16 protein-coding genes and 1 pseudogene are annotated in these 21,248 nt (G+C 72.1%); 4 read left to right on the top strand and 13 right to left on the bottom strand.

What is annotated here, in order from left to right; translation table 11 throughout:
* Nucleotides 1-4: 4 nt before the first annotated feature.
* From pgeF to rsmH, 12 genes and pseudogenes are all read right to left on the bottom strand, one after another.
* The gene (pgeF, locus tag EAO73_RS20110; protein WP_191134152.1) at nt 5-763 is read right to left on the bottom strand and encodes a peptidoglycan editing factor PgeF; all 759 of its coding nucleotides are present in this window, start codon (nt 761-763) and stop codon (nt 5-7) included.
* On the bottom strand, nt 760-1,983 hold the full coding sequence (gene ftsZ, locus EAO73_RS20105) for a cell division protein FtsZ (RefSeq protein ID WP_147972895.1): 1,224 nt from the start codon (nt 1,981-1,983) through the stop codon (nt 760-762). The genes pgeF and ftsZ overlap by 4 nt, the downstream gene beginning before the upstream one ends.
* Nucleotides 1,984-2,259: 276 nt before the next feature.
* The gene (locus tag EAO73_RS20100) at nt 2,260-3,054 is read right to left on the bottom strand and encodes a cell division protein FtsQ/DivIB (protein WP_147972894.1); all 795 of its coding nucleotides are present in this window, start codon (nt 3,052-3,054) and stop codon (nt 2,260-2,262) included.
* Nucleotides 3,055-3,105: 51 nt separating this feature from the next.
* Nucleotides 3,106-4,200, bottom strand: a complete 1,095-nt coding sequence (gene murG, locus EAO73_RS20095; RefSeq protein WP_147972893.1) for an undecaprenyldiphospho-muramoylpentapeptide beta-N-acetylglucosaminyltransferase — start codon at nt 4,198-4,200, stop codon at nt 3,106-3,108.
* 6 nt (nt 4,201-4,206) lie between these two features.
* The gene (ftsW, locus tag EAO73_RS20090) at nt 4,207-5,541 is read right to left on the bottom strand and encodes a putative lipid II flippase FtsW (protein ID WP_147972892.1); all 1,335 of its coding nucleotides are present in this window, start codon (nt 5,539-5,541) and stop codon (nt 4,207-4,209) included.
* 112 nt (nt 5,542-5,653) lie between these two features.
* Complete coding sequence (murD, locus tag EAO73_RS20085) at nt 5,654-7,081, bottom strand: UDP-N-acetylmuramoyl-L-alanine--D-glutamate ligase (RefSeq protein ID WP_147973557.1); 1,428 nt, start codon at nt 7,079-7,081, stop codon at nt 5,654-5,656.
* Nucleotides 7,078-8,148, bottom strand: a complete 1,071-nt coding sequence (gene mraY, locus EAO73_RS20080) for a phospho-N-acetylmuramoyl-pentapeptide-transferase (protein WP_073968191.1) — start codon at nt 8,146-8,148, stop codon at nt 7,078-7,080. The genes murD and mraY overlap by 4 nt, the downstream gene beginning before the upstream one ends.
* Nucleotides 8,145-9,551 (bottom strand): UDP-N-acetylmuramoyl-tripeptide--D-alanyl-D-alanine ligase, encoded by a 1,407-nt coding sequence (locus tag EAO73_RS20075; RefSeq protein ID WP_147972891.1) that lies wholly within the window; start codon nt 9,549-9,551, stop codon nt 8,145-8,147. The genes mraY and EAO73_RS20075 overlap by 4 nt, the downstream gene beginning before the upstream one ends.
* A 4-nt stretch (nt 9,552-9,555) precedes the next feature.
* A complete protein-coding gene (locus tag EAO73_RS20070) occupies nt 9,556-11,274 on the bottom strand; it encodes a UDP-N-acetylmuramoyl-L-alanyl-D-glutamate--2,6-diaminopimelate ligase (RefSeq protein WP_147972890.1) in 1,719 nt (572 codons plus the stop codon).
* Nucleotides 11,275-11,291: 17 nt separating this feature from the next.
* A complete protein-coding gene (locus EAO73_RS20065; RefSeq protein WP_147972889.1) occupies nt 11,292-13,277 on the bottom strand; it encodes a peptidoglycan D,D-transpeptidase FtsI family protein in 1,986 nt (661 codons plus the stop codon).
* 4 nt (nt 13,278-13,281) lie between these two features.
* Nucleotides 13,282-13,744, bottom strand: a pseudogene (locus EAO73_RS20060) (FtsB family cell division protein).
* 97 nt (nt 13,745-13,841) lie between these two features.
* Nucleotides 13,842-14,807, bottom strand: coding sequence for a 16S rRNA (cytosine(1402)-N(4))-methyltransferase RsmH (gene rsmH, locus EAO73_RS20055; RefSeq protein ID WP_147972888.1), 966 nt, complete (start codon nt 14,805-14,807; stop codon nt 13,842-13,844).
* Nucleotides 14,808-15,184: 377 nt separating this feature from the next.
* Here rsmH and EAO73_RS20050 point away from each other — a divergent pair, with 377 nt between their 5' ends.
* The 4 genes from EAO73_RS20050 to EAO73_RS20035 all read left to right on the top strand — a co-directional run bounded on the left by EAO73_RS20050 (nt 15,185) and on the right by EAO73_RS20035 (nt 20,820).
* The gene (locus tag EAO73_RS20050) at nt 15,185-15,718 is read left to right on the top strand and encodes a beta-class carbonic anhydrase (protein ID WP_147972887.1); all 534 of its coding nucleotides are present in this window, start codon (nt 15,185-15,187) and stop codon (nt 15,716-15,718) included.
* 254 nt (nt 15,719-15,972) lie between these two features.
* Nucleotides 15,973-17,019 carry an AAA family ATPase gene (locus EAO73_RS20045; protein ID WP_147972886.1) on the top strand — a complete coding sequence of 349 codons (1,047 nt, stop codon included), beginning with the start codon at nt 15,973-15,975 and terminating at the stop codon, nt 17,017-17,019.
* Nucleotides 17,019-18,386, top strand: coding sequence for a DUF58 domain-containing protein (locus EAO73_RS20040; RefSeq protein WP_147972885.1), 1,368 nt, complete (start codon nt 17,019-17,021; stop codon nt 18,384-18,386). The genes EAO73_RS20045 and EAO73_RS20040 overlap by 1 nt, the downstream gene beginning before the upstream one ends.
* Nucleotides 18,387-18,411: 25 nt before the next feature.
* Nucleotides 18,412-20,820 (top strand): DUF3488 and DUF4129 domain-containing transglutaminase family protein, encoded by a 2,409-nt coding sequence (locus tag EAO73_RS20035; protein WP_147972884.1) that lies wholly within the window; start codon nt 18,412-18,414, stop codon nt 20,818-20,820.
* A gap of 144 nt (nt 20,821-20,964) precedes the next feature.
* Here EAO73_RS20035 and EAO73_RS20030 read toward each other — a convergent pair.
* Nucleotides 20,965-21,248: DUF3040 domain-containing protein (locus tag EAO73_RS20030; protein WP_147973556.1), on the bottom strand; the 284-nt coding region annotated here is incomplete at its 5' end.

Raw genomic sequence — 21,248 nt, 5'->3', positions numbered from 1 at the left:
CCTATCAGTCCAGCCAGACATATCCGGCGAGCCGCCCGGTGGTGCGGTCGCGTCGGTACGAGAAGTGGTCGCCCGATTCCAGGGTGCAGAAGGGCGAGGCGTGCCGGTCGGTGACTCCGAGTTCCGCCAGCTGGGCGTGGACCCCGCCGGTGACGTCCACCGCCGGAGTGCCCCAGCTGGTCTCGGAAAACGAACCGGGCACGCGCGCGGCGACCTCGTCCCGCATCGTCGCCGGCACCTCGTAGCACCGCCCGCAGACGGCCGGTCCGGTACGGGCGGTGATCCGGGAGACCTCCGCGCCGAGCCGCACCATGGCCTCGACCGCGGCCGGCACCACGCCGGCGACCAGCCCCGGCCGGCCCGCGTGCGCCGCGGCGACGACGCCCGCCTCCGGGTCGGCGAGCAGGACGGGCGTGCAGTCGGCGGTCAGCACGGCGAGGGCGAGTCCGCGCCGCGCCGTCACCACCGCGTCGACGGCGGGAATCTCCCGGGCGTCGCCCCAGGGCCCGTCGACCACGGCCACGTCACGGCCGTGGACCTGGTTCATCCAGACGACCCGCGCCGGGTCGAGCCCCCGGGCCCGCGCGGCGCGCTTCCGGTTGGCCAGAACGGCGGCGGGGTCGTCACCGACCGCGCCGCCGAGGTTGAGCTCCGCGTACGGAGCGGCGCTCACTCCGCCCCACCTGTCGGTGAAGGAGAAGTGAGCGCCGCCCCGCGAAAAGACAGAAACCTTCGAGCTCACTGCGTCGTGCGGACCTATCACTTCAAGAAGTCCGGTACGTCCAGCTCCTCGGCCTGGGAGTCCGAGTAGGGACGGGCCGGCGGAACGTGCGGCGGAGAGACGACCGGCGGAAGGTGGGTCTCGCCCGACACCGGAGCCGGCTCGGCGTGCGGCGACGGCTCCTCGCGCGGCGGCACGGAACCCAGCCCGCCCGACTGACGCACCGGCTCGGCGGCGGCCCTGACCGGCGTCGGGGCCGGCTCCTCGCGCTTGGCGGTGTTGCCGCCGAGTGCGATCTCCCGCCGGGCCGGCGGCTGTCCGCCGTCGAAGCCCGCCGCGATGACGGTGACCCGCACCTCGTCGCCGAGGGCGTCGTCGATGACCGCGCCGAAGATGATGTTCGCCTCGGGGTGCGCCGCCTCGCTCACCAGCTGGGCGGCCTCGTTGATCTCGAAGAGACCGAGGTCGCTGCCGCCGGAGATGGAGAGCAGGACGCCGCGGGCGCCGTCGATGGACGCTTCCAGGAGCGGCGAGGAGATCGCCATCTCCGCGGCGGCCACCGCGCGGTCGTCGCCGCGGGCGGAACCGATGCCCATGAGCGCCGACCCGGCCTCCGACATGACCGACTTGACGTCGGCGAAGTCGAGGTTGATCAGGCCCGGAGTGGTGATCAGGTCGGTGATGCCCTGGACGCCCGAGAGCAGGACCTGGTCCGCCGACTTGAACGCGTCGAGCACGCTGACCTGGCGGTCCGAGATGGACAACAGCCGGTCGTTGGGGATGACGATGAGGGTGTCGACCTCTTCGCGGAGTTCGGCGATGCCGTCTTCCGCCTGATTCGCGCGACGCCGGCCCTCGAAGGTGAACGGGCGGGTGACCACACCGATCGTCAGGGCGCCGAGCGAGCGCGCGATGTTGGCGACGACGGGGGCGCCACCGGTGCCGGTGCCGCCGCCTTCGCCTGCGGTGACGAAGACCATGTCGGCCCCCTTGAGGACCTCCTCGATCTCCTCACGGTGGTCCTCTGCCGCCTTACGACCGACGGCCGGGTTCGCCCCGGCGCCGAGGCCACGGGTGAGTTCGCGGCCGACGTCGAGCTTGACGTCGGCGTCGCTCATCAACAGGGCTTGCGCATCCGTGTTGATCGCGATGAACTCGACGCCCTTGAGACCGACCTCGATCATTCGGTTGATGGCATTGACACCACCGCCGCCGACACCGATGACCTTGATGACTGCGAGGTAGTTCTGCGGTGCTGCCACGTCGAAGGCCTCTCGCCTCGAGTTACGTGTCGTCGCTTCGCGGTGATCCCGCCGCGACGACGGATGCCGATTGGGACGGTCCGAACGCCGACCCAAACCCTAACGTTCAAGTTTAGGGTTACCAGTGTGTCTGCTTCATGGACTCTTCCGAACAGGACACTAAGTCGACAAGTGGCGCACGTTCAACGAACACGCCGAACCTCCCGTTTTTCTTTTCACCCTATGTGATCACCCGTAGCGCTGACCAACCAGGGTGCTGGCCAGGCCGTATGTGCGTCAACTGCCCGACGCCGCAGGAGCGGTGGGTGCACTCACGTCGAAGTGTCCCGCTTTGGGTGCGGCCTTCATGAGAGCGGTGAGAACTCTCGCCTTCACCGCGCCCGCTTCGCCGCTTCCCCACATCACCGTGCGATCCCCGCTGAGCTCCAGGGAGATGGCGTCGTACGAGGCGACCCGGACGACCCGGGTGTCCTCGGCGACACCGTCCGGGAGGTCGCCCGCGACCCGGACCGCTTCCCGCACCAGCCGGTCGCTGCCGAAACGGCGGAGACTCGCGGAGCGGGCCGAGGCCAGTTCCAGCAGAGGCACCCGCCCCGGCGCCTTGTCCACCGTGGCGAAGCGCACGCCCTCGGCGTCCACTTCGATGAACTTCGCGCCCTTTTTCACCAACAGGACCGGCCGTCGTTCGGTCACTTTAAGTCCGATCCCGTGCGGCCATGACCGTACGACATCCACCGAATCGATACGAGGCAACTTCTGGCGCAACCTCTTCTCGATCGCGCCGGTGTCCACGGAGACGAGCGGGGAGCCCATGGGCACCTCCGCCGCGCGCTCCACCTCGGCCGGGGCGAGCACCCGCACCCCGGTGATCCTGACCTGTTCGACTCTCAGCCAGGAGGAGCCGTACAGCGCCCACACGACGCCGGAGCCGAGCAGCAGCACGGCCGCGGCGATCAGGACCAGCAGCCGGCGGCGGGACAGGCGGCGCCCCTCGGGACGTGAGGGCGGCGGCCGGTCCGGGGCGTCCTCCTGCTTCCCTGCACCGCGCTGGGCGGTCGTCGGTCCGGCCACGCTCGCTCCTTATGCCGGGTCCGGGGGCCACCGCCCCCGGACCCGTCCGCCTCACGCGTTACGGCGTGCGGCAATCGCCTCGTACACCATGCCGACCAGCAGATCGTCGGCGTCCCGCCGGCCGAACTCGGCGGCGGCGCGGGACATTTCATACAACCGGTGCGGATCGGCCAGCACCGGGAGGACGTTGCCCTGCACCCACTCGGGAGTGAGCGCGGCGTCGTCCACCAGCAGACCGCCTCCGGCGTTGACCACCGGCTGGGCGTTCAGCCGCTGTTCACCGTTGCCGATGGGCAACGGGACATAGGCGGCGGGCAGTCCGACGGCGGAGAGTTCGGCGACGGTCATCGCGCCCGCGCGGCAGAGCATCATGTCGGCCGCGGCGTACGCGAGATCCATCCGGTCCACGTACGGTACCGGGATATAGGGGGGCATCCCGGGCATGTTGTCCACGCGCGGCAATTCGTTCTTCGGTCCGACCACGTGCAGGATCTGGATGCCGGAGCGCTGGAGCAGCGGAGCGACGCGCTGCACCACCTCGTTGAGGTGGCGGGCGCCCTGCGAGCCGCCGGAGACCAGCAGCGTCGGCAGGTTGGGGTCGAGACCGAACGCGTCGCGCGCCTCGGGGCGGACGCGGGCCCGGTCGAGGGTGGCGATCGTACGGCGGAGCGGGATGCCGATGTAGCGGGCGCCGCGCAGCTTGCTGTCGGGCGTGGAGACGGCGACGCCGTGCGCGTACCGCGAGCCGATCTTGTTGGCCAGGCCGGGCCTCGCGTTGGCCTCGTGGACCACGATCGGGACGCCGGCCCGCTTGGCGGCCAGATACCCCGGCAGGGCCACGTAACCGCCGAAGCCCACCACGCAGTCGGCCCGGGTGCGTTCGAGGATCTGCTCGGCGGCCTTGATGGTGCCGCGCAGCCGGCCGGGGACGGTGATGAGTTCGGGCGTGGGCTTGCGCGGCAGCGGTACGGCCGGGATCAGGGCGAGCTCGTACCCCCGCTCGGGTACGAGCCTGGTCTCGAGTCCGCGCTCCGTGCCGAGAGCGGTGATCCCCACGCTCGGGTCCTGCCTGCGCAGGGCGTCCGCGAGGGCAAGCGCGGGCTCGATGTGGCCGGCGGTCCCCCCGCCGGCGAGTACGACATGCACCGAATTTCACCGCTCTCCGGACGGACGCTTCTTGACGCGCCGTCTCATCGACTTCCATCTCACCCCTGGCCTCCGCACGGCCAGGGCCGCCTTCGCGGCGGGCTCGTCCCGCGCGAACGCGATCAGCAGCCCGACGGCGAACATGGTCGGCAGCAGGGCCGACCCCCCGTAGGAGAACAGCGGAAGCGGGACACCGGCGATCGGCAGCAGGCCGAGCACCGCACCGATGTTGATCACGGCCTGCGCCGTGATCCAGGTGGTCACACCTCCCGCTGCGTACCTCACGAAGGGGTCCTCCGTGCGTCCGGCCACGCGGATACCCGCATAGCCTAGAGCCGCGAAGAGGGCGAGCACCGACAGCGTCCCCGCCAACCCCAGTTCCTCCCCGGTGATGGCGAAGATGAAGTCGGTGTGAGGTTCGGGGAGTTGGCCCCATTTTTCCACACTTGCACCGAGGCCCGATCCGAACCATCCGCCCGACGCCAGAGCATAGATGCCGTGCACGGCCTGCCAGCAGGAGCCACCGGGGCCGGGCTCGCTGGCTCCCATGCAGTCCAGCCTGGACATGCGGTTGGGGCTGGTCTTGATCAGCAGGAAGCCGATGAGGCCGGCGGTGGCGAGCACTCCGGCGAACAGCCGTGTGGGGGCACCGGCCAGCCAGAGCAGGCCGAACAGGATGGCCGTGAGAATGATCGCAGTGCCCATGTCACCGCCGAGCATGATGAGTCCGAGCAGCATGAAGGCGACCGGCACCAGCGGGACCAGCATGTGCTTCCACTGGGTCAGCAGCCGCTTGTCCTGTTTACGGGCGAGCAGGTCGGCCCCCCACAGGACGAGGGCCAGCTTGCCGAACTCGCTGGGCTGGAGCTGGAAGGGCCCGCCCAGGTAGAGCCAGTTGCGGTTGCCGTTCACCGACATCCCTATCCCCGGCACCTGGACCAGAACCATCAGGAAGACGGCGCCCATGAGCAGCGGGTAGGACAGCGCGCGGTGCAGCTTGACCGGCATCCGGGCGGCGACCGCCATCAGCCCGGCCCCGATCACGGCGGCCAGGAACTGCTTGCGGAAGAAGTAGGTACCGGGCTTGCCCAGCTCCAGCGCCTTGATCATCGAGGCGGAGTAGACCATCACCAGGCCCAGCACGGTGATCAGCAGACCGGCGCCCAGGATCACGTAGTACGCCGTCAGCGGGCGGTCCCAGGCCCGCCGTGCCCGCTCGTACAGCCGCCGCACACCGCCGCCTCGCGGACTGCGGGGGCCGCCCGTGCTCCGGGCCCGCACCGCCGCGGGCCGCCGGGCCTTGGCAGCGGGCCGTACCCGCACGCTCTCTTCGGCCGGCATGTCCCTGTCCCCTCCACTGCTCGTGCCCGGGGCTCCTGTGCCGGGGCCCCGCCCCGGCACGGCCGTGCGCGCCCCGGTACGCCGGGACGGTACGGCGCGGTGGCCGGGCCCGTCAGGCGCTCTCGGAGGCGCGTGCGCGGACGGCGTCCGCGAAGGCCTCGCCCCGCTTGTTGTAGTTGACGAACATGTCCATGGAGGCGCAGGCCGGGGCCATCAGTACGGTGTCTCCCGGCCGGGCGAGCCGTGCCGCCTCGCGGACCGCCTCGGACATCGCCCCAGTGTCGGTCCGGTCGAGGTCGACCACAGGGACCTCGGGCGCGTGTCGCGTGAGGGCTTCGCGGATCAGGGCCCGGTCCGCGCCCATGAGTACGACGCCCCGCAGCCGCTTGGCGCAGCCGGTCACCAGCTCGTCGAACGTGGCGCCCTTGGCCAGGCCGCCGGCGATCCAGACGATGGGGTCGTAGGCGGCGAGGGAGGCCTCGGCGGCGTGGGTGTTGGTGGCCTTGGAGTCGTCCACGTAGGAGACCCCGTCGACGTCCGCGACGTGCTCGATGCGGTGCGGGTCGGGGCGGAAGGCGCGCAGCCCGTCGCGCACGGCGGCGGGCTCGACGCCGAAGGCGCGGGCCAGGGCGGCGGCTGCCAGGGCGTTGGCGATGTTGTGCGGGGCCGGCGGATTGACGTCCGCGACCTCGGCCAGCTCCTGGGCCTGCTTCTGGCGGTTCTGCACGAACGCCCGGTCGACCAGGATGCCGTCCACGACGCCGAGCTGCGAGGGCCCCGGCGTGCCGAGCGTGAAGCCGATGGCCCGGCAGCCCTCCTCGACGTCCGCCGCCCGCACCAGGTCCTCGGTGGCCGGGTCGGCGGCGTTGTACACGCAGGCGACGCGGTTGCCCTCGTAGATCCGTCCCTTGTCGGCGGCGTACGCCTCCATGGAGCCGTGCCAGTCGAGGTGGTCGGGGGCCAGGTTGAGCACGGCGGCGGAGTGGGCGCGCAGCGAGGGTGCCCAGTGCAGCTGGTAGCTGGAGAGTTCGACGGCGAGCACGTCGTACGTCTCCTCGCCGAGGACGGCGTCCAGCAGGGAGACGCCGATGTTGCCGACGGCGGCGGTGCGCAGCCCGGCGGCCTCCAGGATGGAGGCGAGCATCCGTACGGTCGTGGTCTTGCCGTTGGTGCCGGTGACCGCGAGCCAGGGCGCCGGCTCCCGGCCGTCCCGGCCGCGCAGCCGCCAGGCGAGTTCGACATCGCCCCAGACCGGGACGCCCGCCTCGGCGGCCGCGGCGAACAGCGGCTTGCCGGGCTTCCAGCCGGGGGCGGTGACGACAAGTTCGGTGGACGTGGGCAGGGTGTCGCCGTCGCCGAGGCGCACGGCGATGCCCTGCGCCTCCAGCTCGGCGGCCTGGGCGCGGGAGCGCTCGTCGTCGCCGTCGTTCACCACGGTGACGACGGCGCCGAGGCCGTACAGGACACGGGCCGCCGGGATTCCGGAGACCCCGAGTCCGGCGACCGTGACGCGCTTGCCCTGCCAGTCCACGTTGCTCACTTCTTGGCTGCCCATCCTGCGTAGAAGAGGCCGAGTCCGACGATCACGCACATGCCCTGGATGATCCAGAAGCGGACCACGACAAGGACTTCGGACCACCCCTTGAGTTCGAAGTGGTGCTGGAGCGGCGCCATGCGGAAGACGCGCTTGCCGGTCATCTTGAACGAGCCGACCTGGATGACGACGGACATCGTGATCATCACGAAGAGGCCGCCGAGGATGGCCATCAGGAATTCGGTGCGGGAGCAGATCGCGAGGCCGGCGAGCGCGCCGCCGAGGGCGAGCGAGCCGGTGTCCCCCATGAAGATCTTGGCCGGCGAGGTGTTCCACCACAGGAAGCCGAAGCAGGAACCCATCAGGGCGGAGGCCACGACCGCGAGGTCGAGCGGATCACGCACTTCGAAACAGGCGCTCGGGTTCGTGAGGGTGCCGGCGTTGGCGCAGGACTCCTGGAACTGCCAGAGCCCGATGAAGGTGTACGCACCGAAGACCATCACCGACGCGCCGGTGGCCAGGCCGTCCAGACCGTCCGTCAGGTTCACGCCGTTGGACATGGCGAGAATCATGAACAGCGCCCAGACGACGAAGAGCACCGGGCCGATCGACCAGCCGAAGTCCTCGACGAACGAGAGCTTGTCGGACGCCGGGGTGTTGCCGCGGGCGTCGGCGAACTGGAGCGAGAGCACCGCGAAGGCGATCCCGACTATCAGCTGGCCGGCCATCTTCGCCTTGGCCCGCAGACCGAGCGAGCGCTGCTTGACGATCTTGATGTAGTCGTCGAGGAAGCCGACGAGTCCCATGCCTGCCATCAGGAAGAGGACCAGCACACCGGAGAAGCGCATCTCCTCGCCGGTGATCACCTTCGCCAGGAAGTACGCGATGAGCGTCGCCAGGATGAAGGCGATACCGCCCATCGTGGGCGTGCCCTTCTTGGACCCGTGGGTGCGCGGGCCGTCGTCCCGGATGAACTGCCCGTATCCCTTGCGGGCCAGGAGCTTGATCAGCAGCGGTGTGCCGACCAGGGTCAGGAAGAGCCCGATGGCTCCCGCGAAGAGGATCTGCCTCATCGGCCCGCGACCTCGCCCTCGGTCGCGTTCTCCAGCAGTGCTGTGACGACCTGCTCCAGGCCGACCGACCGGGACGCCTTCACCAGCACGACGTCTCCCGGGCGCAGTTCCCTGCGCAACAGGTCGACGGCAGCCTGCGCGTCGGACACGTGCACCGACTCCTCACCCCACGAACCCTCGTTGTATGCGCCCAGTTGCAGCCAGGAGGCTTCTCTGCCCCCGACCGCGACGAGCTTGCTGACGTTGAGCCGGACGGCGAGCCGTCCGACCGCGTCGTGCTCGGCGAGCGAGGCGTCGCCGAGCTCGGCCATCAGGCCGAGCACCGCCCACGTACGACGCCCCTTCCCCATGGCGACCAGCGCGCGGAGCGCGGCCTTCATGGATTCGGGGTTCGCGTTGTAGGCGTCATTGACGAACGTCACGCCGTCCGGACGCTCGGTGACCTCCATGCGCCAGCGGGAGAGGGTGCCCGCCTCGGAGAGCGCCTCGGCGATCTCGTCTGCGGACAGGCCCAGCTCATGGGCGACGGCGGCCGCGGCGAGCGCGTTCGACACGTGGTGCTCACCGTACAGGCGCATGGTCACATCGCTGCACCCGGTGGGTGTGTGGAGACGGAACGCGGGGCGTCCGTCGTCGGTGAGGCGCACGTCTTCACCCCGTACGTCCGCATCCGCGGCTTCCCCGAACAGGACCACCCGGGCCTTGGTACGGGAGGACATGGCGCGGACGAGGGGGTCGTCGGCGTTGAGCACGGCGACGCCGTCCTCGGGCAGCGACTCGACCATCTCGCCCTTGGCCTGGGCGATCTGCTCCTTGCCGCCGAACTCGCCGATGTGCGCGCTGCCCACGTTCAGCACGAGGCCGATGCGCGGCGGGACAAGTCCGGTGAGGTAGCGGATGTCCCCGATGTAGCGGGCGCCCATTTCGAGGACCAGGTGCCTGGTCTCGTCGGTGGCGCGCAGCGCGGTGAGCGGCAGGCCGATCTCGTTGTTGAGGTTGCCCTCCGGGTAGACGGTGGGCCCCTTGCGCTCCAGGAGCTGCGCGATGAGGTCCTTGGTGGAGGTCTTGCCCGCGGAGCCGGTGAGGGCGACGACGGTGGCCCCGAGGCGGCGGACGACGGCGCGGGAGAGCGCGCCGAGGGCGGCCACGACGTCGTCGACCACGATCGCGGGCACCCCGACGGGGCGGGTGGCCAGAACGAGGGCCGCGCCCGCCTCGACGGCGCGCCCGGCGTAGTCGTGGCCGTCGGCCCGTTCGCCGGCGAAGGCGACGAACAGGCTGCCGGGCGTCACCTTGCGGGAGTCGATGACGACCGGTCCGCTGACGGTCACTGCCGGATCCGGTATGTCGTGCGTCTGCCCGCCGACGATTTCGGCGATCTCGGCGAGGGAAAGGGCGATCACTTGGTCATCCCTGACTGTTGTTCTCGTGGTGGGAGGCACGGGGGTCGGCGCCGTTGTGCCCCAGGGAGCGCTCGATGGCCTCGCGCAGGACCACTCGGTCGTCGAAGGGTCGGACGACGCCGTGGATGTCCTGGCCCTGCTCGTGGCCCTTGCCGGCGACGAGCACGGTGTCGCCGGGCTCGGCACGGGCCACCGCGGCGGCGACGGCCGCGGCGCGGTCGGCGTCGACGAGGACGTCGCCGCGTTCGTGGACGGGGACCTCGGCGGCGCCGGCCAGCATGGCGGCGAGGATGCCGAGGGGGTCCTCGGAGCGGGGGTTGTCGGAGGTCAGGACGGCGGTGTCGGCGAGCCGGGCCGCCGCCGCGCCCATCGGGCCGCGCTTGGTGGTGTCGCGGTCGCCGCCGCAGCCGAGGACGATGTGCACCTTGCCCTTGGTGACCTTGCGCAGGGAGCGCAGCACGGACTCGACGGCGTCGGTCTTGTGCGCGTAGTCGACGAGCGCGAGGTACGGCTGTCCGGCGTCGATCCGCTCCAGCCGCCCGGGGACCCCGGGGACGCTCGCGATGCCGTCGGCCGCGGTCTGCGGGTCGATGCCCGCGACGGCGAGGGTGACGATCGCGGCCAGGGTGTTGGCGACGTTGAACGGGCCGGGCAGCGGGGCCTTGGCACCGGCCCGCTCGCCCTGGGGGCCGACGACGGTGAACGTGGAGCCGAGCTGGCCGACGACAACGTCCTCGGCACGCCAGTCGGCGTCGGGGTGGCCCTCGGCGGAGAAGGTCGTGATGGGCACGGAGGCCTCGGTGACGAGCCTGCGGCCGTACTCGTCGTCGTAGTTGACGACACCGCGCTTGCTGCGCCGCGGCGTGAACAGCTGGGCCTTGGCCTGGAAGTAGTCCTCCATGCCGGAGTGGAACTCCATGTGTTCCGGGCTGAGGTTGTTGAAGACGGCGACGTCGAAGACGCAGCCGTCGACCCGGCCGAGGACCAGCGCGTGGCTGGAGACCTCCATGGTGACGGCGTCCACGCCGCGTTCGCGCATGACGGCGAACAGGGCCTGGAGATCGGTGGCTTCGGGCGTGGTGCGCTCGGACTTGATGCGCTCGTCGCCGATCCGCATCTCCACCGTGCCGATGAGCCCGGTGGGGCGTCCGGCGCCGCGGAAGCCGCCCTCGACGAGGTAGGCGGTGGTGGTCTTGCCGGACGTGCCGGTGATGCCGATCTGGAGGAGGTCCGCACCGGGGCGGCCGTAGATCTCGGCGGCGAGTTCGCCCATCCGGCCGCGCGGGTTCTCGGTGACCAGCACCGGGATCCCGGTGGCGCGGGCGCGTTCGGCGCCGGACGGGTCGGTGAGGATGGCCGCCGCGCCGAGGCCGGCCGCCTGGGCGGCGAAGTCGGCGCCGTGCAGGCGGGCGCCCGGCAGGGCCGCGTACAGGTCCCCGGGGCGCACGGCCCGGGAGTCGTGGGTGATGCCGGTGACGTCGCCGGTGCCCGGCGGTTCGGCTCCCAGCCGTTCTGCCAGCGTGGCCAGGGACGTCGGCCGCAGCCGGTCCGGGCGGGGCGCTCCCGGGTAGTTCACAGGCGCGTCCTTCTGGGTCGTTCGGGACTGTTCAGCGTGGGGCACGGCGGTGAGCGTACCGGGCGCACCCGCCCTCTCGCGAAGTGAGGGGCCGGAGGAACGGACGTTCTGATTCCGGTTCCCGGGGTCGGGGGTGATGGTGGTCACTGGGGGTCTCCGCGAGTTCACTCGCCGGTTCCGAAGAACACCGGCAGCTTGGCCGACGGGCGGCCGGACGGGGGTGTCTGGAGCGTCTTGAGGGCGAATTCCATGACCTGCTTGTAGATGGGTCCGCAGGTCTGGCCGCCGAAGTGGCTGCCCTTGGTGGGGTTCTGGATCGCGCAGTAGACGGTCACCTGGGGGTCGTCGGCGGGCGCGAAGCCGGCGAAGGACGCCGTGTAGCCGTGGTAGCCGCCGCGCACCGGGTCGACGCGGTTGGCGGTACCGGTCTTGCCCGCGACCCGGTAGCCGGGGATCTGGGCCTTCGTGCCGGTGCCCTCCTGGTCGCTGACCACCGATTCGAGCATGGTGGCGAGCGTCTTGGCGGTCTTCTCGCTGACGACCCGCCTCTGTTCGGGCGCCTCGGCCGGGGTGAAGCGGCCGTCCGGACCCCTGGTGCCGCGTACGAGGGTCGGCTCGATCCGTACGCCGCCGTTGGCGACCGTCGAGTAGATCGAGGCGGCCTGCATGGCGTTGAGGGAGAGGCCCTGGCCGAACGGGATCGTGTACTGCTGCGAGGTCGACCAGTCCTGCGGCTTGGCGAGCAGGCCGGGCGTCTCGCCGGGGTAGCCGAGCCCGGTGGGCGATCCGATGCCGAATTTCCTCAGATAGGAGTACAGCACCTTGTTCGCCTGCGTCTGCGTCTTCCCCAGCTGGCCGGTGGCCATGATGGTGCCGATGTTGCTGGACTTGGCGAGGACGCCGTTGAGCGTCAGCTGCCAGGTGGGGTGTTCGATGTCGTCCTTGAAGAGGCGGTCGCCCCGGTGCAGCCGGTTGGGGACCGTGACGTGCGTACGGGGGGTGGCGACGCCCTCCTCCAGCACGGCGGCCATGGACATCACCTTGCTGGTGGAGCCGGGCTCGTAGACGTCCTGGAGGGCCGCGTTGCCCAGCGAGGCGGCGTCGGCCTGCGAGAGGTCGTTGGGGTCGAAGCCCGGGGCGTTGGCCATGGCGAGGACCTCGCCGGTGCGGGTGTTCTGCACGATGACGTAACCACGGTCGGCCCCGGACTTCGCCACCTGGTCGGAGATGGCCTTCTGGGCGGCCCACTGGATGTCGCGGTCGATGGTCAGCTCGATGTCGGAGCCGGCGACCGCCGGAACCTCCTTGGTGCCGGCCGTGGGCACCCGCCGGCCGCCGGACTGGGCGTACTTGATCGTGCCGTCCTCGCCCGCGAGCTGCTTGTCCAGCTGGGACTCGAGACCGCCGGCGCCCTTGCCCTCGGCGTTGACGTAACCCAGTATCCCGGCGGCCAGCGAACCGTTGGGGTAGATCCGCTTGGTGGTGGCCTCCTGGAAGACGCCGGCCAGCACGTTCGCGCCGGGTCCGCCGGCCGCCTTGTCCTTCGCCGCCTTCTCGGCGAAGACGGACTTGAGGTCCTTGATCTGCTTCCAGACCTGCGGGGTCTGCCTGCGGGCCAGGACCGCGTACCGGCTCTTCGGCTTGGAGAGCTTCTTGACCAGTCCGTCCGCGTCGACGCCGAGGATGGGCGCGAGCAGGGCTGCGGCCTGCTGGGGGGCGTCGGGCGCCTTGCTGTCGGCCGGCGTGAACATCTTGGGGTCGGCCGTGATGTCGTACGCGTCCACGCTGGTGGCCAGCGCGATGCCGCTGCGGTCGGTGATCTCACCGCGCTCGGCGGCGACCGTGTAGCTCAGGTAGCGGTTCGTCTCGGCCTTCGCGGCGTACGCGTGGGCGTCGACGGCCTGGACCTGGAGGAGTCGCACGACGAACGCGATCATGACGAGCGTCAGGGCGAGGCTGACCAGCCGCAGCCTCGGGCGCGGGCTGCCCAGCCGCAGCGGCCGCCCGGAGCGGCCGCGCGGCGCCCGTCCGCGCGGCGCGGCGGACGGGGGGCGCCGTCGCTGCTGGGGGCGGGGCCGGCCGGACCCGGCGGCGTTACGGGGACGCGCGGGGCCGGGGACCCGGCGGCGCGGTGGTTCCTTCGAGGGCACTGCGTCACCTGCCGGGACTCGTGGAGGGCTGTGCTGCCGGTGTGCCGGAGGCCGTGGACCCGCCGGGTCCGGCCGCGGCGGTGCCGGGCGCCGGGGTGGTGGCCGCGGCCCCCGTGGGGGTGGGCGGTCGGCGGAGGTGCGACGACCGGGGCCGGCGGCGCCTTGGACGGGACGCCCCTGACCGTGCCGTCCGGGTCGAGGAAGGCGGGGCCGCCGCCGGGGACCATGCCCAGCTCACGGGCGCGGCGCGCCAGGGCGTCGGGCTCGAAGGACGCGTCGACGTCACGCTGGAGGGCCTGCTGTTCGTCGGTCAGCTCGGTGGTCCGCTTCTTCAGCTCGCTCAGCTCGAAGGAGCCTTCGTTGAGTGCGGAGTTGAGCAGCAGCAGGGTGATCAGGCCGCCGCCCAGGAGCAGGACGACCAGCAGGACGAACGGGGTCCGGGCCGCGGTACTCGGCCCGGCGGGCATCAGCCGGGTCAGCCGTGCGGCGCGCCCTTTGAGCTGCCCGGCCGGTTTGCTCACCGCACCGCTCCGTCCCCGGCGGGCGCGGCCGTGCGCCGGCGGCTCACCGCTCGTCCTCGCGGATGCGCTGGGCGCCGCGCAGCCGGGCGGGGGCGGCGCGGCGGTTCTCGGCGACCTCCTCCTCGGTGGGGAGTTCGGCGCCGCGGGTGAGCAGCTTCAGCCGGGGCTGGTAGCGCTCGGGGACGACGGGCAGGCCGGGCGGGGCGGTGTTGGCGGCGCCCGCCGCGAGCACCTGCTTGACCAGCCGGTCCTCCAAGGACTGGTACGCGAGGACCGCGATGCGCCCGCCGACGGCGAGGGAGGCCACGGCGGCCGGAATGGCCCGCTCCAGGACCGTGAGCTCGCCGTTGACCTCGATGCGCAGTGCCTGGAAGGTGCGCTTGGCGGGGTTGCCTCCGGTGCGCATGGCGGCCTGCGGCAGGGCCTCGCGGATCAGCTCGACGAGCCGGGCGCTGTTGGTGAAGGGTTCCTTCTCGCGTTCGCGGACGACGGCGGAGACGATGCGCTTCGCCTGCTTCTCCTCGCCGTACGCGCGCAGGATGCGCACCAGTTCGCCCGGCGGGTAGGTGTTGAGGACCTCGGCGGCGCTTATGCCGGTCGTCTGGTCCATGCGCATGTCGAGCGGTGCGTCGCGGGCATAGGCGAAGCCCCGGTCGGACTCGTCCAGCTGCATCGAGGAGACGCCGAGGTCGAACAGGACGCCCTGCACCTTGGGGATGCCGAGCCGGTCGAGCACCTCGGGCAGTTCGTCGTAGACGGCGTGCACGAGGGTCGCGCGGTCGCCGTAGGGGGCGAGCCGCTCGCCGGAGAGGCGCAGGGCCTCCTTGTCCCGGTCCAGGGCGATCAGCCGGGCGGTGGGGAACGCGGCGAGCAGTGCCTCGCTGTGGCCGCCCAGGCCGAGGGTGCAGTCGACGACTACGGGGGGCTGGGGGCCGGGCGCCTCCAGAGCCGGTGCCAACAGGTCCAGGCATCGCTGGAGCATCACCGGGACGTGTCGGGTCTGGCTCATGCGCCCTCTCAGGCTCAGCTCCCGGTGGCGGGACGTACGGCCTGGTCCCCGCCCGCTCGCGAAGGGGAGGTCCGCCGGCGCCGGGGAAGGGGCGTCAGCCGACCGGCGAGCGGGAGAGGGCCGGGCCGTACGTACGCCGCGCACACGGGTAAAAGTTCGAAATGTGCAGGGTGTCGGTAACTTCCCGTCACTTTAGTCCACCCTGCCACTCGATCGATTCCCGATCAATCAACCCGGCAGCGCGTCGGGCATCGCCCGTTCACTCGCGCGGGCGACTGGAGAGAGGCTTGTGGATTACCTCACAACAAGCACTGTTGACGTTTTTTGTCCGCTTCCCCCTCGTACCGGGGCGGGGGGCGGGGGCTACCGTCTTGACCATGTCGACTTCCGCGCACTCCCCCGCCGAGCCCGCCGCCACGGTCACCGACCGCCTGGTCGAGGCGAACGGCCGCTACGCCTCAGAGTTCAAGGACCCCGGGATGGACGCCAAGCCGGTGCTCCAGGTCGCCGTGGTCGCCTGCATGGACGCCCGGCTCGACCTGCACAAGGCCCTCGGCCTGTCGCTGGGCGACTGTCACACCATCCGTAACGCGGGCGGTGTGGTCACCGACGACGTCATCCGTTCGCTGGCGATCAGTCAGCGGGCGCTGGGCACGCGCAGCATCGTCCTGATCCACCACACGGGCTGCGGCATGGAGTCGATCACGGAGGACTTCCGCCAGGAGCTGGAGCACGAGGTCGGGCAGCGGCCGTCGTGGGCCGTGGAGGCCTACACCGACGCCGACCAGGACGTGCGGCAGTCGATGCAGCGGGCCCGCACCTCTCCGTTCCTCAAGTACACCGATGATGTACGCGGTTTCGTCTTCGACGTGACCACCGGCAAGCTGCGCGAGGTCCTGCCGGTCTCCTGACCCCTGCCCGCAGGGGCGGATGACCACCTTCCGGTGACGAAATCCTCACCCAATCCGACATATCACCCCTGGTTGTCCACAGGCGAGTGACACGAAGCGGTAACGGCAACAAGAATGCGTGAGTGACACCCCGTCGGACTCCGTCCGGCGCGGTGTCCGCATTTCGGGGTGGGCCGGGCCGCACGAGGGCGCCGGCCCGTGAATGGGGATTCCCACGCTCCTGGTGAGCGTGGGGCAGGGCCGAGGAGGGCCGGGTGACCACCTATGACGATCGAGCGAGCCTCACAGATCTGACCACCACCGTCGAGCGGGTGCGCAGGTCGGTGGAGAGCGTGATCGAGGGCAAGCCCGAGGTCGTCCGGCTTTCGCTGACCGTGCTGCTCGCGGAGGGGCACCTCCTGATCGAGGACGTCCCGGGCGTGGGCAAGACCATGCTGGCGAAGGCCCTGGCCCGGTCCGTCGACTGTTCGGTGCGGCGCATCCAGTTCACGCCCGACCTGCTGCCCTCGGACATCACCGGGGTCTCCATCTACGACCAGCAGCGCCGCGACTTCGAGTTCAAGCCCGGCGCGATCTTCGCCCAGATCGTGATCGGCGACGAGATCAACCGCGCCTCCCCCAAGACCCAGTCCGCGCTGCTGGAGTCGATGGAGGAGCGCCAGGTCACCATCGACGGGCACAGCTACGAGCTGCCCGACCCCTTCATGGTCGTGGCGACGCAGAACCCGGTGGAGATGGAGGGCACGTACCCGCTGCCCGAGGCCCAGCGCGACCGGTTCATGGCCCGGGTGTCGATCGGCTACCCCAGCGCGGAGGCCGAGCTCAAGATGCTCGACGTGCACGGCGGGGTCTCCCCGCTCGACGACCTCCAGCCCGTGGCGCACGCGCACGACATCGTGAAGCTCATCGACGCGGTGCGCGCGGTGCATGTCGCCGAGGCCGTCCGCGCCTACGCGGTCCAGCTCGTCGCGGCCACCCGCAGCCACCCCGACCTGCGGCTCGGCGCCTCGCCGCGTGCCACGCTGCATCTGCTGCGCGCCGCCAAGGCGTCCGCCGCGCTGGCCGGCCGGGACTACTGCCTGCCGGACGACGTGCAGGCCCTGGCCGTCGCGGTGCTCGCCCACCGGCTGCTGCCCACCGCGCAGGCCCAGCTCAACCGCCGCAGCGCCGAACAGGTGGTGCTGGAGATCCTCCAGCACACCCCGGTGCCCACGGCCGCGGGCGGCGCCGCCTCCATGCCCCCGTACCAGGCGGGTCCGGCGTACGGCGGCCCGCAGCAGCCCGGCGTACGGCGTCCGTGATGGCCCCGGAGGGGCCCGCCTCGGTGGACGGCGACGACAGGGGGGGTGTACGGGCCGCGCTCGGCGGGATGACCACCCGCGGGCGGTCCTTCCTCGCGGCCGGGATCGCCGCGGCGGTGTGTGCCTATGTGCTGGGCCAGGCGGATCTGCTGCGGGTCGGGCTGCTGCTCGCCGTGCTGCCCCTGGTGTGTGTGACGGTGCTCTACCGGACCCGCTACCGGGTCACGGGCACCCGCAAGCTCTCCCCGTCACGCGTCCCGGCCGGCTCCGAGGCCCGCGTCCACCTGCGCATGGACAACGTCTCGCGGCTGCCGACCGGGCTGCTGATGCTCCAGGACCGGGTGCCGTACGTGCTCGGGCCCCGGCCCCGGTTCGTCCTGGACCGGGTGGAGGCGGGCGGGCGGCGCGAGGTGTCCTACCGGGTCCGGTCCGATCTGCGCGGGCGCTACCCGCTCGGCCCGCTGCAACTGCGGCTGAGCGACCCCTTCGGGATGTGCGAGCTGACGCGTTCGTTCAGCGCCTACGACACCCTGGTCGTGGTCCCGCGCACCGAGCCGCTGCCGCCCGTGCGGCCGGCGGGCGAGGCCTCCGGCTACGGCGAGGGCCGCCAGCGCTCCCTGGCGCTGGCCGGTGAGGACGACGTGATCCCGCGCGGCTACCGCTACGGGGACGATCTGCGCCGGGTGCACTGGCGCTCCACCGCCCGCTACGGCGAGCTGATGGTGCGCCGCGAGGAACAGCCCCAGCGCGCCCGGTGCACGGTCCTGCTCGACACCCGCCGGACCGCCTACCGGGGGACGGGGCCGGACTCCGCGTTCGAGTGGGCCGTCTCCGGGGCGGCCTCGGTGCTGACGCACATGCTGGAGCGCGGCTTCGCGGTCCGGCTGCTGACGGACGCGGGGAACGCGGTGCCGGGCGAGGGCGAGGGCGGTTTCGCCGGCGCCACCCAGGCCACCGCCGAGTCGGCCGGACTGATGATGGACACGCTCGCGGAGATCGACCACTCCGACGGCGGGGGCCTCTCGCGCGCCTATGACGTGCTGCGCGGGGGCGGCGAGGGACTGCTGATCGCCTTCCTGGGCGATCTGGACGAGGAACAGACCGGTGTGGCCACCCGGATGCGGCAGCGCAGCGGCGGGGCCGTGGCCTTCGTCCTGGACAGCGCCGCCTGGGTGAACGGCGAATCGCCCGCCACCCGGGAGGCGGCGGAGCGGAGGCTTCGGCTGCTGCGCGAGGCGGGGTGGACGGTAGTGCCGGTGGAACCCGGCGCGCGGCTGGCCGCGCTGTGGCAGCTGGCGGGCCCGCACGGTGCGCCGGCCGGGTCCGCCGCGGCCGGGCCGACGGGATCGGCCGGGGGCCGGGGATGAGAGTGCTGGGCATTAGGGGGCGGTCATGAGCGGTCACGGTCGGCTGGCGCTGGGCGCCTTCGCGGCGACGCTGATGGCGGCCTGCGCGATGCTGCCGCTGGTGGACCCGGTCACCTGGGTCGTGCAGGCGGCGTTCCTGCTCGCCATGCAGTGCGGGGTGGGCGCCCTGGGACGCCGGGTGCCGCTCCCCCGGCTGCTGACGGTCACCGCCCAGGCGCTGGTCATGGTGGTGCTGCTGACCGTGGCGTTCGCCCGGGAACAGGCGGTGGCGGGCGTGCTGCCCGGACCGCAGGCCGTGCGGCACCTCGCGGACCTGCTGTCGGCGGGCGGGGACGATGTCGGGCAGTACGCGATTCCGGCGCCGGCCACCCCGGGCATCAGGCTGATGCTGGTGGGCGGTGTCCTGCTGGTCGGGCTGCTGGTGGACACGCTCGCGGTGACCTTCCGCAGCGCGGCGCCCGCCGGGCTGCCCCTGCTGGCGCTCTACTCGGTCGCCGCCGGGCTGGCGGACGGTGCCGCGGACTGGCTGTGGTTCGTGCTCGCCGCCTGCGGCTATCTGCTGCTCCTGCTGGCCGAGGGCCGCGACCGGCTCTCCCAGTGGGGCCGGGTCTTCGCCGGAGCGGCGCGATCCCGGGGCGGTTCGTCCGGCGGGCTCGACGCCACGGGCGGCAGGGCGCTCGCGCCGGTGCGGACGGGGCGGCGCATCGGTGTGCTGGCACTCGGGATCGCGCTGGTCGTGCCCGCAGCGCTGCCCGCGCTCGACGGCGGCCTGCTGGGCGGTACGGGCAGCGGAGGCGGCAAGGGGGGCGGGGGCGGCACCATCTCCGCGGTGAACCCGCTGGTCTCGCTCCAGGACAACCTCAACCAGCCGGACAACCGGCAGGTGATCTCGTACCGCACCGACGCCAAGAGCCCCGGCGACTTCTATCTGCGCATCCTGGCCCTGGACCGGTTCAACGGGAACGAGTGGCGTGCCTCGACGCGCGGGCTGCGGGACGTGCCGAAACGGCTCCCGACGCCCGCCGGTCTCTCCGGCTCCGTCTCCGTGACGGAGGTCAGGTCGACCTTCTCGGCGTCCTCCTCGTACCGGCAGACCTATCTGCCGCTCCCCTATCCGGCGGCCGAGGTGCGGATCGGCGGCCGGTGGCGCTACGAGCCGGAGGGACGCACGCTCGTCGGCGACGACGGGGAGACCACCGGCGGCGCTCAGTACACGGTGACCAGCCTCGACGTGCAGCCGACGGCCGAGCAGCTCGCCCGCGCGGGCGCGGTGCCGGCGGCGCTGCTGCGCGAGTACACCGAGGTGCCCGAGTCCCTGCCCGAGGTGGTGGCGCAGAGGGCCGAGGAGGTCACGAAGGGGGCCTCCAACCCGTACGAGCGGGCGGTGAAGCTCCAGGACTACTTCGCCTCCAACGGCGGGTTCACCTACGACACCTCGGTCGACTCGGGTACCGGAACCTCGGCGATCTCCCGCTTCCTGAAGGACCGGCGGGGCTTCTGCGTCCACTTCTCGTTCACGATGGCCGCGATGGCCCGGACGCTGGGCATTCCGGCCCGGGTCGCGGTGGGCTTCACGCCGGGCACCGCGCAGGCGGACGGCTCGTACTCGGTCGGGCTGCGCGACGCGCATGCCTGGCCCGAGCTGTACTTCGAGGGGATCGGCTGGACGCGCTTCGAGCCGACGCCGACGCGTGGCTCGGTGCCGACGTACACCCTGCCGGACGCGCCGTCCGACGACACGGCGGACCCGGCCCGCCCGGAGGCGGACGCCTCGGCGCCGGTGGCCCCCGCTCCGTCCGCTTCGGACAGCTGCCCCGCGCAGATGCGCAAGCAGGGCGAGTGCGGTCAGTCGGCCGTCCCCGGGGTGGCCGCGCCGACGGACCCGGGGACACCTACGGGCACCCTGTTCGGCGTGGCCGTCGCGGTCGTGCTCGTTCTCCTGCTGCCCCTGCTGCCGATGTACTGGCGGCTGCGGGTACGGGCGCGCAGGCTGGGCTCCGCCGGCCGCACCGCCGCCGATACGACGGCGCGGTCGCTTGCGGTGTGGCAGGAGATCAACGACACGGCGTGGGACCATGGCATCCCCCCGGACGAAGCGCTGACCCCGCGCCGGGCGGCCGAGCGGCTGGCGCGCCTGGGCCGGCTGGACACGGAGGCGGCGGACGCGGTGCACCGGGTCGCGGGAGCGGTGGAGCAGGTGCTCTACGCCCCGGAGCCGCGCCCGGTGCCGGGTCTCGTCGAGGACGCGCGGGCGGTACGGGCCGGCCTGGGCCTGGCGGCCGGCCGGTCCGCCCGGCTCCGCGCGCTGGTGGCGCCACGCTCGGCCGTCCGGGTGGTCTGGGCGCTCTCGAAGCGCCGGGCGGCCCTGAGCGGCCGCTTCCGCCTGCCGTCCCGCCCGGCCTGGGCCCGCCGCCCGTCCCGCCAGGAGGGCTGAGGGGCGGGCCCCCGGCCCCCGCGCGTGGGCCGGGGCGGGCGGCCGAGCCGTGCGCCGTGCCCACCGCGCGGACCGTCTGCGGGGCCACTACGGCGTACCGCGCCCTCGCGCCGGCGCCGGACGACACGTATACGTGCTCTGTGTCTACTGTCCCTGCTCGTCACGGCGGCGCTGCCACCGCTGTTCGATCCGGTTCATCACGGACCGGCGCTGGCGGGACTGTCGGCGCTCACCCGCACCGCCGGTGCGCACCGCCTGCTGCTCGCCCGGCTTGGGCGCCTTGCGCCATCCCGTGACCGCGAGCACCGCGCAGCCCAGCATGACGAGGAAACCCACCACGCTGATCCAGATCTGCTGAGCGACCATTCCGGCCATGAGGAGCGCGATACCCACCAGAAAGCCAGCAACTGCCTGGTAGACCCGTCGCC

This window comes from Streptomyces sp. col6 (assembly GCF_008042035.1).
Taxonomy (GTDB): Bacteria; Actinomycetota; Actinomycetes; order Streptomycetales; family Streptomycetaceae; genus Streptomyces.
The sequence above is the reverse complement of the archived record's forward strand: the minus strand, read 5'-3'. Positions and strand labels throughout refer to the sequence as shown.